At 61.9% G+C, this 17,755-nt stretch carries 13 protein-coding genes; 5 read left to right on the forward strand and 8 right to left on the reverse strand.

Annotated features, from left to right (window positions below; translation table 11 throughout):
* From AB1E42_RS03700 to AB1E42_RS03735, 8 genes are all read right to left on the reverse strand, one after another.
* Positions 1–1,176: an NAD(P)/FAD-dependent oxidoreductase gene (locus tag AB1E42_RS03700; protein WP_368345654.1), complete on the reverse strand. Its 1,176-nt coding sequence runs from the start codon at positions 1,174–1,176 to the stop codon at positions 1–3.
* On the reverse strand, positions 1,173–2,837 hold the full coding sequence (locus tag AB1E42_RS03705; protein ID WP_368345655.1) for a hydantoinase B/oxoprolinase family protein: 1,665 nt from the start codon (positions 2,835–2,837) through the stop codon (positions 1,173–1,175). The genes AB1E42_RS03700 and AB1E42_RS03705 overlap by 4 nt, the downstream gene beginning before the upstream one ends.
* Positions 2,834–4,906, reverse strand: a complete 2,073-nt coding sequence (locus tag AB1E42_RS03710) for a hydantoinase/oxoprolinase family protein (RefSeq protein ID WP_368345656.1) — start codon at positions 4,904–4,906, stop codon at positions 2,834–2,836. Before AB1E42_RS03710 ends, AB1E42_RS03705 begins: the two co-directional genes overlap by 4 nt.
* Before the next feature lie 83 nt (positions 4,907–4,989).
* Complete coding sequence (locus AB1E42_RS03715; protein WP_368345657.1) at positions 4,990–5,886, reverse strand: LysR family transcriptional regulator; 897 nt, start codon at positions 5,884–5,886, stop codon at positions 4,990–4,992.
* A gap of 124 nt (positions 5,887–6,010) precedes the next feature.
* On the reverse strand, positions 6,011–6,901 hold the full coding sequence (gene malG, locus AB1E42_RS03720; RefSeq protein WP_368345658.1) for a maltose ABC transporter permease MalG: 891 nt from the start codon (positions 6,899–6,901) through the stop codon (positions 6,011–6,013).
* Between the two features lie 3 nt (positions 6,902–6,904).
* The gene (gene malF / locus AB1E42_RS03725) at positions 6,905–8,443 is read right to left on the reverse strand and encodes a maltose ABC transporter permease MalF (RefSeq protein ID WP_368345659.1); all 1,539 of its coding nucleotides are present in this window, start codon (positions 8,441–8,443) and stop codon (positions 6,905–6,907) included.
* Between the two features lie 74 nt (positions 8,444–8,517).
* On the reverse strand, positions 8,518–9,687 hold the full coding sequence (gene malE / locus AB1E42_RS03730; RefSeq protein WP_368345660.1) for a maltose/maltodextrin ABC transporter substrate-binding protein MalE: 1,170 nt from the start codon (positions 9,685–9,687) through the stop codon (positions 8,518–8,520).
* Positions 9,688–9,732: 45 nt separating this feature from the next.
* On the reverse strand, positions 9,733–11,367 hold the full coding sequence (locus AB1E42_RS03735; RefSeq protein ID WP_368345661.1) for an alpha-amylase family glycosyl hydrolase: 1,635 nt from the start codon (positions 11,365–11,367) through the stop codon (positions 9,733–9,735).
* A gap of 196 nt (positions 11,368–11,563) precedes the next feature.
* Here AB1E42_RS03735 and AB1E42_RS03740 point away from each other — a divergent pair, with 196 nt between their 5' ends.
* The 5 genes from AB1E42_RS03740 to pstA all read left to right on the forward strand — a co-directional run bounded on the left by AB1E42_RS03740 (position 11,564) and on the right by pstA (position 17,753).
* Positions 11,564–12,613 (forward strand): substrate-binding domain-containing protein, encoded by a 1,050-nt coding sequence (locus tag AB1E42_RS03740; protein WP_368345662.1) that lies wholly within the window; start codon positions 11,564–11,566, stop codon positions 12,611–12,613.
* Positions 12,604–13,677, forward strand: coding sequence for an ABC transporter ATP-binding protein (locus tag AB1E42_RS03745; protein WP_368345663.1), 1,074 nt, complete (start codon positions 12,604–12,606; stop codon positions 13,675–13,677). The genes AB1E42_RS03740 and AB1E42_RS03745 overlap by 10 nt, the downstream gene beginning before the upstream one ends.
* Positions 13,678–13,883: 206 nt before the next feature.
* The gene (locus AB1E42_RS03750; RefSeq protein ID WP_368345664.1) at positions 13,884–14,918 is read left to right on the forward strand and encodes a PstS family phosphate ABC transporter substrate-binding protein; all 1,035 of its coding nucleotides are present in this window, start codon (positions 13,884–13,886) and stop codon (positions 14,916–14,918) included.
* A gap of 52 nt (positions 14,919–14,970) precedes the next feature.
* Entirely contained in the window at positions 14,971–16,452 is a 1,482-nt protein-coding gene (pstC, locus tag AB1E42_RS03755) for a phosphate ABC transporter permease subunit PstC (RefSeq protein ID WP_368345665.1), read from the forward strand.
* On the forward strand, positions 16,449–17,753 hold the full coding sequence (pstA, locus tag AB1E42_RS03760; RefSeq protein ID WP_368345666.1) for a phosphate ABC transporter permease PstA: 1,305 nt from the start codon (positions 16,449–16,451) through the stop codon (positions 17,751–17,753). The genes pstC and pstA overlap by 4 nt, the downstream gene beginning before the upstream one ends.
* Positions 17,754–17,755: the final 2 nt, after the last annotated feature.

The raw sequence follows: 17,755 nt of genomic DNA on the forward strand, positions 1-17,755 counted from the left end.
TTAGATGACGGCCCGTTCGAGGAGCGGGCGGTTTTCGATGATACGCTCGACGCCGAGTGGCGAAAGGTCAAGGCTGCGGTAGCCGCCGTGGGTCACAAGCTCGGCGATACCGCGCCCCATTGCGGGCGATTGTTGCAGGCCGTGGCCGGAAAACCCGTTGCAGAACAGGAAGTTCGGCAGATCAGGGTGCGGGCCGACGATGGCGTTCTGGTCGAGCGTGTTGAAGGCGTAATGGCCGACCCAGTGGTTGATCACCTTGACCCGCTCGAAGGCGGGTACGCGGGTGGCGATGGCGGGCCAGACTTTGTCCTCCCAGATTTCATGATCCATCGTGAAATCGGTGAAATCGACCGCGGGGTCGAGATCAGGCGGGCAGCCGCAGAGGTAATAGCGCCCGTCGCTGCGCATATGCACGCCGGAGGGGTCGATGGTGAGGGGCAGATCCGCTGGCAGCGGCTCGGCGGCATCGAACACGAAGGTGAAGCGGCGGCGCGGCTCAACGGGAAGATCAAGCCCCGCCATGCGGGCGGTCAGCGCGGCGCGGGGGCCGGAGGCATTGACCAGCGTGCCGCACGCGATGCTGCCGCCATCGGCAAGGGTGACGCCAGTGACGCGGCCCCCTTCGCGGCTGATGCCTGTCACCTCGCCTGTGCGCCATTCGACGCCCAGCGCGCGGGACTGGCGGCGGAACCAGTCGAAGATGGTGCCTCCGTCGAAATAGCCCTCGTTCACCGGATTGTGGGAGCCGAGGATGATGCCGTCGAGGTTATAGAACGGCCACTGGGCGGCGATTTCGTCCGGTGTCAGAATGCGGGTGCCTGCGCCGAGCGATTGCTGGAGGGCGGCGCTGGCGCGGAGTGTTTCGGCAAAGGCGGGGGTATCGGCGAGGTAGAGGTAGCCGAAGCTTTGCAGGGTGATTTCGGGGGCGTCGGGCACGCCCATGAACTCTTTGAAGTTATGGATGAATTCCGCGCCGAACTGGCTAATGCGGATGTTAATCTCGCTGCCGAATTGCTGGCGGATGCTGGAATTGGTGTGCGAGGTGGAGGCGAATTCATAGGTCGGGTCGCGCTCGATCACGAGCACTTTTCCCTTGAAATCCGGGTCGCGGGCAAGCCACCAAGCGCAGGAGGCACCGATCATGCCGCCGCCGATAATCACCACATCATAGCTCATGCAAGGGCATCCCTGATTTGTGCGTCGCTCAGCCCGTAGGTGTCGCGGGCGGTGTCTTCGGAGATATAGCCCAGCCGCAGGTCGCGGGCTATGGCTTGTGGATCGCGGTTGCGGGGGTCGCCGTAGCCGCCGCCGCCGGGGAAGGCGAGTTGTACGGTCGCGCCTTCGGGGACGCGGGTGCGACCCTTGCCACCGAGCGCGGTGCCATCGGAGAGGCGCACCGAGGTTGCGCCGCCCTCTTGCCCGCCGTGCCGCCCGCGTGCGGGGTGATCGACGCGGTCGAACATGGCCGAGAAATCGAACGCATGGCCGGGGCGGGTGCCGACCTCCATATATTGCCCGAGGCCGCCGCGGCTTTCGCCCGCGCCGCCGCTATCAGGGCGTAGTTCCTTGCGCCAGATGATGACGGGGCCAGCATGCTCGGTCGCCTCGACCGGCATGGTCATCACGCCCGAGGGGAAGGCGGTGGCATTCAGCCCGTCGAGCGCGGGGCGCGCGCCGGAGCCGCCGGAATTGAAGGTCAGCACCTCGGCGCGGCTGCCTTCCGCTGTGGTGGGGCGGATCGACATTTGGAAATTGCAGAGCGCGCCTGCGCCCTCGGCCGGAACGGTGGCGGGGAGGAGCTGATCCAGCGCGCCGAACACCGTATCGGGGATCAGGTGGCCGATCACATGGCGGAGCGCTACCGGGGCGGGGCGCACGGCGTTGACGATGGTATCTTCAGGCGCTGTGATGCGGAAGGGCGCTAGGGAGGCGGCGTTATTGGGAATATCCGGCGCAATGGCGCATTTCAGTGCGTAGCAGGCATAGGCGCGGGTATAGACCATCGGCACGTTGATGCCTTTCGGGTCCGGCGCGGAGGTGCCGGTGAAATCGCAGGCGATGTGATCGGGATGCACCGTCACCGCGCAAGCCAGCGTGACAGGCATCGAATAGCCGTCGATCTGCATGGTGGCGCAGGCGCTGCCTGTGGGCAGGGCGGCGATGCGTTCGAGGGTCGCCTTTTCAGAAGCCGATAGGATGTAGGCGCTGATTTCAGAGAGGTCCGGCGTGGCGTATTCGGCGAGCATTTCCGACAGGCGGCGCTGGCCGATTTCGTTGCACGCAGCCAGGGCGTAGAGATCGCCGATGAGCTGGTCCGGCTCGCGGGTGTTGACGCGGATCATCCGCAGGAGGGTTTGGTCAACCGTGCCGCGATCGGCAAAGCGCATGATCGGGATTTGCAGGCCTTCCTCGTAGATCGAATTGGCATCCGCACCAAAGCCGCGCCCGCCAATATCGACCACATGGGCAGTGCAGCCGAAATAGCCCACATGCCGCCCCTGATGGAAGGCGGGCGATACGACGGTGATGTCATGCAGGTGGCCGGTTCCCATCCAAGGATCGTTGGTGATGTAGACATCGCCTTCGGCCATCGTATCGGTGCCGATCTCGCGCATGAAATGGGCGACTGCCTCGGCCATCGCATTGACGTGGCCCGGGGTGCCGGTGACAGCTTGGGCGAGCATCCGACCTTCGATATCGTAGACCCCGGCGGAGAGATCGCCTGCCTCGCGCACGGAGGTGGAAAAGGCGGTGCGGACAAGCGCTTGGGCCTGTTCCTCGACCACGGAAATCAGGCGGTTCCACATGATCTGGTGGGTGACGGAATGGGCGGTCATGCGGGCGCTCCTTTGCGGATGTCGATGCAGCCGTCGCTGCGGCCCGTCGCGTTGAAGCCTGCGGGGATGATGATTGTTGTCTCTGCCTCGGTGATGACGGCGGGGCCGGTGACTTCTGCGCCATCGGTGAGTGCGGCGCGGGCAACCTCGGGTGCTGTGACCATCGCCTGATCCACCGGCGAAAACAGCCTGCGGTCGCGGGTGATCGCGGCAGAGGTGCTGGCGGCGGGGGCGGGCGTTGTGGCGGGTGGATCGACGGGGGTTGCGGCGTTGACGGCCCAGACCGTGACCTCGACCGGCAGGCCCGTGACGGTGCGGCCAAAGAGGGTGGTATAGGCCTCCTCGAATAGCGCGAGCAGCGTTGTGGCGCTGGGCGCGGAGCCGTGGGGCAGAGGCACGGGGATTTCCCAGCCTTGGCCTTTGTAGCGCATGTAGAGCTTGGTTTCGGCATGGATGGGCGCGGTGGCGTCGCAGGCGCGGACGAAGGTTTCGGCCTCACCAGCCAGTTCGGTCAGGAGGGTGGCGGCGGCGGCCTCGTCAAACGCATCGAGCCGCATGTAGACAGAGCGCGTGGCCTCGAACGCATAAGGCGCGCGCAGGAAGCCGATGGCGGAGCCGACACCCGCGCCGGGCGGGACGATCAGCCGGTCGATGGCGAGTTTTTCGCAGAGTCTGCCCGCATGAAGCGGCGCGGCGCCGCCGAAGGCGATCATCGTGTAACCTGCGAGATCTTCGCCGTTTTCGACCGCATGAACGCGGGCGGCGTTGGCCATGTTTTCATCGACCACTTCCGACAGGCCAAAGGCTGCGGTGGCGGCATCGGTGCCGGTGTGCTGTGCGAGGTGCGTCTCAAGCGCGGTGGCAGAGGCATCGGGGTGCAGGGGGATCGTGCCATCGGCAAAATTATCGGGATCGAGGCGGCCAAGGAGGAGGTCCGCATCGGTTACGGCGGGGCGATCACCGCCGCGCCCGTAGCAGGCAGGGCCGGGTTCGGAACCGGCGCTTTCGGGGCCGACCTGAATTTGGCCCAGCGCGTTGACGGAGGCGAGGCTGCCGCCGCCGGCGCCGATTTCGACCATGTCGATCACCGGAATGGAGATCGGCATGCCGGAGCCTTTCTTGAAGCGGTAGGAGCGGGCGACCTCGAACACGCGGGCAGTTTTGGGCTGGCCTGCGCGGATCAGGCAGATTTTGGCGGTGGTGCCGCCCATATCGAAGCTGAGCACCCGATCCAGCCCGTAAAGGCGGGCGATGTCAGCGGCGAAGATCGCGCCACCGGCAGGGCCGCTCTCGACAAGGCGGACGGGGTATTGGGCAGCATCCTCAAGCGACATGATACCGCCGCCGGAATGCATCAGGAACACGGGGCAATCCGCGCCAGCCGCCGCCAGCCTATCGCGCAGGCGCGACAGGTAGGCGGCCATCATCGGCTTCACGTAGGCATTGGCGCAGGTGGTGTTGAAGCGCTCGTATTCGCGCATTTGGGGTGAGACATCGGAGGAGAGCGACACCGAGAGATGCGGCTGGCGGGCGGCGATCACATCGCGCACGAGGCGCTCATGCGCGGGGTTGAGGTAGCTGTGCAGGAAACCCAAGGCGACGGAATCGTAATTGCCCAGCGTATCGACCAGAGCCTCGACATCCGCACGATCCAACGGGCGCAGGACGGTGCCGGTGGCATCGACGCGCTCGGAGAGGGTGAGGCGATCATTGCGGGGGATCAGCGGATCGGGGAGGCGCAGGTTGAGGTCATATTGCTCGAACCGGCTTTCGGTGCGCATTTCGATCACGTCGCGGAAGCCTTCGGTGGTGATGAAGGCGGTGCGCGCGCCGCGCCGTTCGATCAGGGCGTTGGTGGCGAGGGTTGTGCCGTGGATGACCTGACCGATCTCCTCCATCGCGGTGCCGGATTGCTGGCAGACGCGGGCGAGGCCTTCGAGGATGGCATCCTCGGGCGCGGTGTAGGTGGTGAGCACCTTGGTAGAATGCCGGCCTTGCGGCGTTTCGAGAACGACATCGGTGAATGTGCCGCCGATATCGACACCGGCGCGGATCGCGGAATTGGGCATGGGGCCTCGTCAGGAAAGCGTGTTCGGGCGCAGTCTAGACGGGAGGGAAGATCAGGAAAAATCTTTTATTTTGATATATAGAATCACGATTTGTTATCGTCAGGTGGCGAGAGATCCTGCGCAATGGCGACCGCCTCCAGCACATAGGGCGGCGCGGGATCGAGGTCGTAGCGGGCAGCGAAGGTGAGCGGGTCGGGGTGCCAATCGGCGCTGAGGATGATCAGATTGCCCTGTGCAAGCGGGGCATCCAGCATGGCGCGGGGCAGGCAGGCGATGCCCAGCCTATCGAGGGTCATTTGCAAGCAGACGGCATTGTTGGTCGCTGGAACGAGGCGCGCGGGAAGGCGGGCGGTGGCGAAATGACGGGCAAGTTGGTCATGCGGGGCAGTGCCGCGCGGGTGGGTGAGGATTGGCGCGGCGTCGAGTGTCGCGGCATCGAGCTTTGGCGCGGGAAGGGCCAGCGTGGGGGCGGCGACCCAGACATAGGGTGAGCGGCCCAAGGAGGCGGAGATGCGCGCGGGCTGATCGAACGGGGCGCTTTGGAACGCGAGGTCAATATCGCGGGCGGCGAGGGCGCGGGTGATATTGGCGCTTAGATCAACGGTCAGCTCGACGTCGATATTGGGGAAGCGGTCTTTCATCGTGCGCAGAAAGGCGGGAAGCCATGTATGGGCGACAAGCTCGCTGACACCGAGGCGGAGCGCCCCGTGAAAGAGGCGGCGACCGCCTGCGGCAGAGAGGAAATCATCCGTGCTGGCGAGCACAGCGCGGGCATGGGGCAGAAGGGATTGCCCGCGCGAGGTGAGCCGCACGGAGCCTGCGTCGCGGGTCATCAGGGATGTGCCGAGGAGCTTTTCAAGCTGGGCAATGCGGGCCGAGATATTTGGCTGCGTGGTATTGAGCCGTTCGGCGGCACGGCGGAAGCTGCCGAGGTCGGCAACGGTCACGAAGGCGCGCAGGTGATCGAGTTTCAGCGTCATGCGGTGACGCTAGTGCGGTGCGGCGGGGAAGGGAAGCGGGCGTGTGCCGTGCAGGGACGGCGTGCGCCGGCGATGCGCGGCGGCCTGCGGCCTTGGCTCCGCGCATCTGGCAAAGGACAGTGGATTACCCCTTCACCGCGCCGTCTGACAGGCCGGAGACCAGATATTTCTGCGCGATGAGGAATACCACGGTGATCGGCAGGCCGGACAGGATCGCGGCGGCGGCGAAATCACCCCAGAGGTATTTGAACTCGTTCAGATACAGGCGGGAGCCAACGGCGAGGGTGAGGTTTTCCTCTGACCGCAGAAGGATCGAGGCCAACGGGTAGTCGTTGATCACCCCGATGAACACCAGCACGAACACGACCGACATGATCGGCACGGCGAGCGGTAGGAAGATCATGCGGAAGGTCTGCCACGGGCTGGCGCCATCGACGGCGGCGGCTTTGTCGAGCGCGGAGTCGATGGAGTCGAAATAGCCCTTGATCGTCCAGATGTGCATCATCACGCCGGAGAGATAGACCAGTACTAGCGACCAGTGGCTGTCGATGCCGATGACGGGGGAGATGTCGCCCATCGAGTCGAACACCGCATAGAGCGCGATCAGGGCCAGCGTGGTTGGGAACATCTGGATGATGAAGAGCGAATCCAAAAGTGCGGCGCGGCCAATGAAGCGGATGCGGCTGAAGGCATAGGCCGAGATCGTGGAAACAGCCAGCACGCCGGCGGCGGCGATCAGGGCGACCTTGATCGAGTTCCACATCCACAACAGCACCGGATAGGGCGGCGGGACGACGGTGCCATCGTCGCGCGTGTATTCAAGCCCGAAGGCCAGATACCAGTGTTCGAGAGTGGGATTGCGGGGGATCAGGTCGCCGGTGGTGAAGTTGCCTTCGCGGAAGGAGATCGAGATCACCACGAGGAAGGGGAACATCACCAGCGCCAGAAAGATCAGCATGAAGCCGTGGGCGGCGATTTTCTTGACCAAAAGTTCGCGCTTGTTTTCGACAATCATGGGTCAGGCCTTTCGTGCGGCGCGGCGCATGGCCACGAAATTGGCATAGGCGATGATCGACACGAGGACGAAGATCAGCAGTGTGATCGCCCCCGCCAGCCCGAACTGGGTGCCGGAGTCCATGAAGGCGATGCGGTAGGTGAAAGAGCCGAGGATATCGGTTTTGCCTGCCGGAATGATGGTGCCGGGGATGTCCGGCCCGCCACGGGTCAGCAGCAGCACCAGCACGATATTGTTGAAGTTGAACGCAAACGAGGCCAGCAGCAGCGGCAGGAACGGCGGGATGATCTGCGGGAGCGTGATCGTGAAAAACACGCGGATCATGCCCGCGCCTTCGAGGTAGGCGGCCTTTTTCTGCTCCTGCGGGATGGATTGCAGGAAGCCCATCGCGAGGAGCATCATGTAAGGATAGCCCAGCCATGTGTTGACGATCAGCAGCATGGAGCGGGCCAGTGTGCCGTTGGTCATCCAGTCGGGGCGGATGCCAAAGAGGGCCTCCAAGATCAGGTTGATCTCGCCAAAATTCTGATTGAACAGGCCTTTGAACACGAGGATCGAGATGAAGGCAGGCACCGCGTAAGGCAGGATCAGCAGGATCCGGTAAGCGGCTTTGAAGCGCAGGTGCTCCCATTGCAGGATACTGGCGAGGATCAGGCCGATAGCGAAAGTGAGCGCGACGGAAGCCACGGCGAAAACCACCGTCCAGAGGAAGATCGCGCCCATCGGGCCGCGAATGCCTTCGGATGTGAGGATACGCTCGAAGTTGCCGGTGCCGATATTGGTGCGCCAGCCGGGGGCGATTTCCTCGCCTGTTTCATCGACGTAGAAGCCGATTTCGTGGTCGGGTGTGAGCAAAGCGCCCGTTTCGACATTGCGGAGCGTGTCGCCGTCGAGCAGCTCGAATTTCGGAGTGATCGGGGCGAATTCACGCAGGCCTGCGTTGCGCAGGCTGGTGCCGTCAGGGAGGATTAGCTCGACCTCGGCCAGACCTGTGCGCAGCGCGATGGCGGCGCGGCGTTCGAGCAGCTCGGCGGGTGACGTGCTGACCGGCTCTGCATCGACGCTCGCGGGGGTGCCATCAAGCGCCAGCGGTGCGGAAAGGAAGCCGCCCGCATCATCGCCGAGATAGACGCGGTAGGCATCGCCCTCGGGCGCGACGGCAAAGGGGACGGCGGCTGATTTATCGACGACTTCGGCTTGTAGGATGACCTCTTGCGCGCGCTGGAAGGTCAGCAAGTTGAACGAGCCGTAATTCGTGAAGCCGAGGTAGATCGTGTAGAGGATCGGAAAGACCACGAAGAGGACCATCGTGGCGATGCCGGGGAAGATGAAGCGTGCGAAGTAGAAGCGCCGCAGCCCAAACACAAAGAAAAACACCAGCGCCACGATCATCACCAACAGGCCGAAAAGCGGCTGGCCCACCATGTAGACGGTGTAGGCGACGTAGATGAGCGTCAGGGTGCAAAGGGCGACGAGCGCCTTGCCTGCGATCAGGCCCAGTGGGCGGGATGCGGGCGGAAGGGCTTGGCTGAGTTCCGACATGGGCGGCCTCGAACTTCGACTTGGGGAAAGGATCGGACGGGGCGCATAAGCGCGCCCCGTCCGTATGGGGAGGATTACTCGCCCAAGATACGCGCTGCGGCGTCGTTCAGAGCATCAGCCGGAGCCTGTGCGCCGGTGGTGATGTTGGTCAAAGCCGGACCCATAGCGGACCAGAACGCGCCCATTTCAGGGTTCGATGGCATCGGGATACCGACGGCTGCGTTTTCGAGGGTCGCTGCGACTTTCGGGTCGTCCTGTGCGGAACCGGCGGAGATGTCAGCCAGTGCGCCGAGCGAACCTGCGGCGTTCCACTGCGCGAGGCCTTCGTCGGTAAGGACGTAGTTTTCCAGCAGTTCAACGGCCAGATCCTTGTTCGGGGATGCGGCGTTGATGGCGGCGGAGTAGACGCCGAGGAATGCAGGAGAAACAGAGCCGTCAACGGTCGGGATCGGGGCGACGCCCACGTTGATGCCAGCGCCTTCGTAGCCGCCCCAGCTCCACGGGCCGTTGATGACCATTGCGACTTCGCCGTTGGCCATTGCGCCGTCCATGACACCGTAGTCAACGCCCGGAGGCAGAACGCCATCGTCGAAGAGGGACTTCAGCACTTCGGCGCCTTTGATTGCGCCATCGTTGTTCACGCCGGTGTCGGAGCCGTCATAGGAGCCGTCGACCTTTTGGAAGGCGTAGCCGCCGTTGGCCATCAGCATCGGCATGGTGAAGTAGGTGTTGTTGTAGTCCCACAGGATCGGTGCGACGCCTTCGGGGGTTTCCAGCGATGCCAGCTCTTCGAACGTGGCAGGCGGGGTGGCGATGATGTCTTTGTTGTAGACGAGGCCGATGGCCTCAACCGACACCGGATAGCCCCAGATATCGCCGCCAGCTTTCACAGCGTCCCAAGCGGAATCGAGGATGCCGGACTGGAAGTCAGCGCTGGGGGTGACGGGGCTGATCAGGCCGCCGGCGGCCCATTCGCCAAAGCGGTCATGCGCCCAGAGAACGATGTCGGGGCCGTCGCCGGTGGCGGCTGCCTGCTGGAACTTGTCGGTCAGCGGGTCTGCGACTTCGACAGAGACTTCGATGCCGAGATCGGCGGTGAACTGATCTGCGACGACCTGAAGGTTTTCGTGGCCCTTGTCGCCACCCATCCAGATCACCAGCTTGCCCTCTTCGAGGGCGAATGCGGGTGCCGCGGTGGACATCAGAAGGGCTGCGAGGCCCAGTTTCTTGGTGAGTTTGGTCATAGGTATTCCTCCCTGAGTAACCATTTTGCCGCGCCGTGCTGATGCTTAGGCGTCGACGGTTTCATCCTCTTTCGCGAGGGACAGCGTCCCGTCTTCTTCGAGGTATGCAAAGCCGAAGGCGGGCAGTGAAATCTGTCCGTTCGACATGCTTGCTTGTGCCGGACCGGCGAGGGTCGCCGTGCCGGAAATATCGAGCACCTGCGGGGTATCCGATAAATTGAAAAGGCCCGTCAGCGCGCGGCCTGCGTGACTGCGGCGGATGCCGAGGAGCGGCTCGGGCAGATCGTGGAAGCTGGTGGTGCCGAGGCGCAGCTCTTCGCGGGCTTTGCGGAAGGCAATCGCGCTGCGGTAGGTGGCAAGGACGCTATCGTTCTTACCTTCCTGCGCGGAGACGGCGCGGGCGGCTTGTTCGGGCTTCACCGGCAGCCAAGGCGTGCCGGTGGAGAAGCCCGCATTTGGCGCGACGGCGTTCCAGACCATCGGCGTGCGGCAGCCATCGCGGCCTTTGTATTCGGGCCAGAAGTCGATGTTGGCGGTGTCTTGCAGCTCTTCAAAGAGGATATCTGTCTCGGTTTGACCAAGCTCCTCGCCTTGGAAGATGCCGAGCGTTCCGGGGAAGCTGGTGAGAAGGGCGATGGATTGTTTCGCGACGGCGTCGCTATCGCCGCCTTCTGGGGTCCAGCGGGTGACGTGGCGCTGCACGTCATGGTTGGAGAAAGACCAGCTGGGCCAGCCATCGGGCGCGCGTTTCTGGAAGGTTTCGATGCAGTTGCGGAAGTGACGGGCGGTGTGGTCGTGGCTGAGCATGGCGAAGGAATAAGCCATGTGCAGCTTGTCATCGCCTTCGGTGTATTCGCCCATCACCTCGACCTGACGGTTGCCCATCTCGCCCACTTCGCCAACCATCATGCGGGCGGCATATTGATCGGTCAGCGCACGCATCCGGCGCAGAACATCGAGGTTTTCCGGCTGGGTCTTGGAATAGATCTGGTCTTGCGCCTCGTAGGGGTTGTTGGGGAAGGCGGTCCATTCGCTGGGCGGGTTGTTGCGCAGCTTTTTGTCGTGGACGTAGAAGTTCACCGTATCGAGGCGGAAGCCGTCGACGCCGCGCTCTAGCCAGAAACGCATTGTATCGAGGAGCGCATCGACAACTTCGGTGTTATGGAAGTTGAGATCCGGCTGCTCGGTCAGGAAGTTGTGCATGTAATATTGCTTGCGGCGGGTATCGAACTGCCACGCGGAGCCACCGAAGATCGAGAGCCAGTTGTTGGGCGGGGTGCCGTCCTGCTGCGGATCGGCCCAGACATACCAGTCGGCTTTTTCATTTGTGCGGCTGGCGCGGCTTTCGGTGAACCAAGGGTGCTGGTCGGAGGTGTGGCTGAGCACCTGGTCGATGATGACCTTAAGCCCCAGCGCGTGGGCGCGGGCGACGAGGGCATCGAAATCGGCCAGATCGCCGTAGAGTTCGCTGACATTCGTATAGTCAGAGACGTCATAGCCCATGTCGCGGTCGGGCGAGGTGAAGAAGGGCGAGAGCCAGATCGCATCGACGCCAAGGGAGGCGACGTGATCAAGGCGGCGGGTAATCCCTTTCAGATCGCCGGTGCCGTTGCCGGTATCGTCCTGAAAAGAGCGTGGGTAGATCTGATAGATCACCGCGTCGCGCCACCATTCCCGCATTTGAAAACTCCCCGTAACAGAATCGAAACCCGCCCACCATTTGCGAGCGATTCGGCGGGAACGTAACAAACTTCGATAATTTTTCAAAACGATTTAAATTTGTGTATTTGCCCATTTTTAGCGATAAAATGGTTTTTATTGCTTTGATGGTGGCGAATCATTACTGTGCAATTTTGAAACGTTTTGAAAGTTTGGAATGGCGAAGCTTAAGGACATAAGCTCGGAGTTGGGGCTCTCGGTTGCCACCGTCAGCAGGGCGCTGAACGGTTTTCCCGAGGTCAATGCCAAGACCCGCGCCAAGGTCGAGGCGACCGCTATGCGGCTGGGATACCGGCCGAACCGCACGGCGCAGAGGCTGGTGACGGGCAAGTCCAACATGGTGGGCATGATTGCCAAGCTGAATGCGGATAACCTTGCCGATCGTACATTCCTCGAAATCCTCACCGGATTGACGGCCGCTTTGGCGGAGCGGGATGTGGATTTGGTTCTTTCCGTGGATCAGGGTGACAACCCTGTGCTGGCCTATGAGAAGATGCTCGAGCGCGGCATTCTGGACGGGTTTATCCTGAATGCGCCGATGGTCGATGACCCGCGGGTGGCTTTTTTGCAGAAGCGGGGTGTGCCGTTTGTGGTGCATGGGCAGACAGCGGATGATGTGGCCTATCCGTTTTATGGCATCGACAATAAGGCGGTGAGCCGTGATGCGGTGCAGCTCTTGGCGGCTTTGGGCCATCGGCGCATCGCACTTTTGAATGGTGTGCGGGATTTCGCCTTTGCGCAGGACCGCGAACGCGGCTTTCGGGAGGCGATCTCGGATGCTGGCATTAATGTGCCGGAGGCGTTTATCGGGGAGGAAACCCCGAGCGAGAGCTTTGGCTATACCAAGGCACTGGAGATGCTTTCGGGGCGCAGCGGGGCGCGGCCAACGGCGTTTGTTTGCGCATCGACGATGATCGCTGCGGGCGTTTTGAAGGCGGCAAACGATTTGGGGCTGAGCGTGCCTGCGGACCTGTCGATCATTGCGCATGATGATGCGCTTCCTTCGTTCCGCGCGGTGGAGTTCGACCCGACGTTGACCGTCACACGCTCGCCGCTGCGCGATGCCTGCGTGCCGCTGGCAAACCACTTGATAGATCACATTGACGGGGCGGAGGGGCGCGGATTGCAGACGCTCATTCGGGCGGAACTGATCGTCCGCAATTCAACCGGCCCCGTACCAAAGGGAGGAAAAGATCCATGGCGCTAGACACGGCAAACCAAAGCGGGCTGGCTTTGGAGATCAAGACATTGCGCAAGAGCTACGGCGAGGTGGATGTTCTCCACGATATCGACGTGCAGATGGCGGAGGGCGAGTTCCTTGTGCTGGTCGGGCCGTCGGGTTGCGGGAAATCCACGCTGCTGAACTGCATTGCGGGGCTGGAAGAAACGACCGGCGGGCGGCTGTTCATCGGCGGGCGGGATGTGACCGAGGAGCCACCGAAGGACCGTGACATCGCGATGGTGTTCCAGTCCTATGCGCTCTACCCAACGATGACAGTGGCCGAAAACATCGGCTTTGGCATGAAGATCCGCCGCGTGCCTAAGGAACAGGCCAAGGCAAAGGTCGATGAAGTCGCGAAGATGCTCCAGATCGAGCAGCTTTTGAACCGCCAGCCGAGCCAGCTTTCTGGTGGGCAGCGGCAGCGGGTGGCGATGGGGCGGGCGCTGGTGCGGGAGCCGAAGCTCTACCTCTTTGATGAGCCGCTTTCGAACCTTGATGCCAAGTTGCGGGTGGAGATGCGCGCCGAGATCAAGAAACTGCATCGGACCACGGGTGCCTCCATTGTTTATGTGACCCACGACCAGATCGAAGCGATGACGCTGGCGAGCAGGATCGTGGTGCTGAAAGACGGTTATGTGCAGCAGATCGGCACGCCGCAGGAGATTTATGAAGCGCCGGCCAATACGTTTGTTGCCGATTTCATGGGTTCGCCGCCGATGAACCTGATCCCTGCACAGGTCACTGATGCGGGTGTGATGCTGGACGGTACGCCGCTTCAGGTGTCGGTTCCGGGTAATCCGGCGGAAGTGATCGTGGGATTGCGGCCGGAGCATATCGTTATTGATCCAGAATCGCCGTTTTCGGTGACGCCGACATTGATCGAGAACACCGGCGCGGAGTGCTATGTGGGATTCGAACTGAACGGAAAGCCGGTAACGGCGCGCGTTCCGGGGCGGATGGACGAGTCGCGTGCCGAGCCGATTCCGGTACGGTTTGTGACAGAGAGCCTGAGCTTTTTTGACAGCGAGAGCGGTGTTTTGCTGCGGTGATCGCGCTGACCTTGCCGGTAAGGCGTTGAAAATAAAGGCCCGTGCTAGTTTGCGCGGGTCTTTTCTTTTGACGGTAGATTTTTTGGAATATGACGCTTTTTCATAAAACTGTTACATAAGTTTTACATAAGGGTCACTGAGCGGGCTTAGGCGTCGCCCTAACGGTCGCCCATGTGGGGGCCGGATGTTGGAAAACAGGAGTGACTATGTCCACCTTTAAACTGTCTGCTTCGGCGCTCGCAATTGCTGCCGTATCCGCCACCGCTGCTGCTGCTCGTGACAACGTGCAGGTTGCCGGTTCTTCGACCGTGCTGCCCTACGCATCGATCGTAGCCGAGCTGTTCGGCGAGAACACCGATTTCCCGACGCCGGTTGTTGAATCCGGTGGTTCCTCCGCTGGTCTGGCCCGCTTCTGTGAAGGCGTTGGCGAAAACACCATCGACGTTGCAAACGCTTCCCGCGGCATCCGCGAAAAAGAAATCGTTGCTTGTGCCGAGAACGGCGTGACCGACATCATCGAAGTCCGTATCGGCTATGACGGCATCGTGTTCGCAAGCCAGTTGAACGGCCCTGCCTATGACGCCTTCACCCCTGCCGACATCTATCAGGCGCTGGCCTCTGAGCTGCCGGTTGGCGGTGCAATGGTTGCCAACCCGAACACCACTTGGGCCGATGTGAACGGCGATCTGCCTGCTGAAGAAATCATCGCGTTCATCCCGGGCACCAAGCACGGCACCCGCGAAGTCTTTGAAGAAAAAGTTCTGCTTCAGGGCTGTGAAGACACCGGCGCATGGGATGCGATCCTCGAAATCAATGGCGGTGACGAAGATGCAGCTGAAGAAGCCTGCATGAACGTGGCTGACGATGGCCGCTCCGTGGACATCGACGGTGACTACACCGAGACGCTCGCTCGCATCGACGCGAACCCGAACGGCATCGGCGTGTTTGGCCTCGCATTCTACGAGAACAACACCGATAAGCTGAAGGTCGCTACGATGAACGGCGTGATGCCGACGACCGAGAGCATTGCCGCTGGTGACTATCCGGTTTCCCGCCCGCTCTACTTCTACATCAAGAAGGCACATATCGGCGTGATCCCGGGCCTGAAGGAATACGCTCAATTCTTCATGGTTGACGAAATCGCCGGCCCGTCCGGCCCGCTGGCCGCTTACGGCCTCGTTGCTGACCCCGAGCTGGCAGCAACTCAGGCGAAAATCGCCAACGAAGAAACGCTGAACTAAGACCAATCGACGGGGGGCGGAACCGCCCCCCGTCATTTACATCGGAGTGACAATGTCCGACCTGACAATCTTTGCGCTGACACTCGCCATTGCCGTGGCGGGTTTTGTTTTTGGGCGCAGGCGTGCCGTGGTTTCGGCTTCGGGTGATGTGCGCGCGTTGCATTCGCTGCCTGCCTATTACGGATACAACACGGCGCTTTGGGGGCTGGTCCCCGCATTGCTGGTGCTGGCAGTGTGGAGCGTCGTGCAACCGCTGATCCTGCAAGTTGTCGTGTCTGGGCAGTTGCCGGACGCGCTGATTGCCGAGGCGGGCGCTGTCTCCCTCGTTATGGCAGACGTGGCGCGTGTGGCGCACGGGCTTGATGCGGTGCAGGCCGCTGGTACGCTGGCTGTTGACGCGCTTTCCAACCTCGATGCCGGCAGCACGGATGTGCGGGCGCTGTTGGGCGATGTGGGCGTTGCGCTGGGCGCGGATGTGCGGCCCGAGGTGCTGGAAGCGGCGCAGAGTTATCGGGGGCTTGCGGGCAGCGCAACGACGGCGAAATGGCTGGTTGTTCTGATCCTCTCGCTCATCGGGACGGGCTGGGCCTATTCGAAAACGGATTTGAACCTGCGCGCGCGCAATATCGTGGAAAGCGGTGTTCTTGCGCTTCTGATCGGGGCGGCGAGTATCGCGATCTTGACGACGCTCGGGATTGTTTTGTCGTTGATTTTCAACACGGTTGAGTTTTTCCGCCTGTTTCCGGCGACGGATTTTTTCTTTGGGACAACATGGCAGCCGAGCTTTTCGGGGCGGGGCGGCGCATCACAGTTGGGGATCATCCCGCTGATTTGGGGGACGCTCTACATCTCCTTCATCGCGCTGGTCGTGGCGGTGCCGACGGGGTTGTTTGCGGCGATCTACCTTTCGGAATATGCAGCCAAGCCGGTGCGGACGGTTGCCAAGCCAATGCTGGAATTGCTGGCTGGTATCCCGACCATTGTTTACGGTCTTTTCGCGCTGCTCACGGTCGGGCCGCTTTTGGTTGATATCTTCGGTGAAGGTGGCTTCCTCGGTGTGGGCTGGATGAAGGGCGGCACGGCGGTGATGACGGCCGGTCTGGTCATGGGGATCATGCTGATCCCGTTTGTCAGCTCTCTGTCGGATGACATCATCAATGCGGTGCCGCAGGCGCTGCGCGACGGGTCGCTGGGGCTTGGCGCGACGAAATCTGAAACGATCCGGCAGGTGGTGCTGCCTGCCGCGCTGCCGGGGATCGTGGGTGCGATCCTTCTCGCGGCGAGCCGCGCGATAGGCGAGACGATGATCGTGGTGCTGGGCGCGGGTGCTGCGGCGCGGATGTCGGTCAACCCGTTCGAGGCGATGACCACCGTGACCGCGAAGATCGTGAGCCAGTTGACCGGCGACAGCGACTTTTCCTCGCCGGAGGCGCTGGTGGCCTTTGCGCTGGGGATCACGCTGTTTGTCCTGACACTGGGGCTGAATGTGCTGGCGCTCTACATCGTGCGCAAATACCGGGAGCAATACGAATGAGCGAGACGCGCAAATCCCTGTTCACCGAGGACGCCCAGACCAAGGCGCGGAACCGTGCGGAACGCCGATTCAAGGGCTATGGTGTCGCTGCGATTGCGGTGGGATTATTCTTCCTGCTGGCGCTGCTGACGACGATCGTAAGCAACGGTACGCGGGCATTTACCCAGACCTTCCTGACAGTCGATATCGCGCTAGAACAGACGGTGATCGATGAGGCGGAGGCCTCTTTCGTCAAGACCTCGAAATACAAGGCCATCGTTGGTGCTGCGATGGAGGCGGCGCTCGAAAAGGCGGCGATCCCGACCGATATGGATCAGGCAGCGCTTTTGAAGATCTTGTCAGAATCTGCGGGATCCAATCTGCGGGAATTTGTATTAGCGAACGAAAATGCGATTGGTGAGACTGTCAGTTTCAATTTCCTGACCTCAAGCCGTGTAGACGGGTATATGAAAGGTCGCGTCGTTCGGGCCGATCTGGAGCGGGACAAGAACCTCGATGCCGCGCATCTGGACCTTGTTGATCAGATGATCGACGCAGGGCTTGTCGAGCGGAAATTCAACTGGGATTTCATTCTTGGAGCCGATGCATCCGAGAGCCGGCCTGAGCAGGCGGGGATCGGCGTGTCGATGCTGGGCTCGTTTTTCATGATGCTGGTGGTGATCGGATTGTCGCTGCCGCTGGGGGTGGCCGCGTCGATTTACCTTGAAGAGTTCGCGCCAAAGAACCGGCTTGTTGACCTGATCGAGGTGAATATTGCGAACCTCGCGGCGGTGCCGTCGATTGTGTTCGGTATTCTGGGTCTGGCGGTGTTCATCCAATTTGCGCATCTGCCGCAATCCGCGCCCTTGGTGGGCGGCTTGGTGCTGACGTTGATGACCCTGCCGACGGTGATCATTTCGACCCGTGCATCGCTCAAATCGGTGCCGCCGTCGATCCGTGATGCGGCGCTTGGGATCGGTGCCTCGAAGATGCAAACGGTTTTCCATCATGTGCTGCCTTTGGCGATGCCGGGTATCCTCACCGGCGCGATCATTGGCGTGGCGCAAGCACTGGGCGAAACCGCGCCGCTGTTGCTGATCGGGATGGTGGGCTACATCGCCACCAACCCGCCGGATGGGATCGTAAGCGGTTTCATGGACCCGAACTCGGCCATGCCTGCGCAGATCTATGAATGGGCAAAGCGGGCGGATCCGGCTTATTATGAACGGGCATGGGGGGGTATTTTGATCCTTCTGGCCTTCCTCTTGGTGGTCAACCTTGCCGCCATCATCCTGCGTCGCCGGTTCGAGCGGCGGTGGTAAGG

Origin of the sequence: Pelagovum sp. HNIBRBA483, assembly GCF_040931995.1 — a bacterium.
Lineage (GTDB): Bacteria > Pseudomonadota > Alphaproteobacteria > Rhodobacterales > Rhodobacteraceae > JAEPMR01.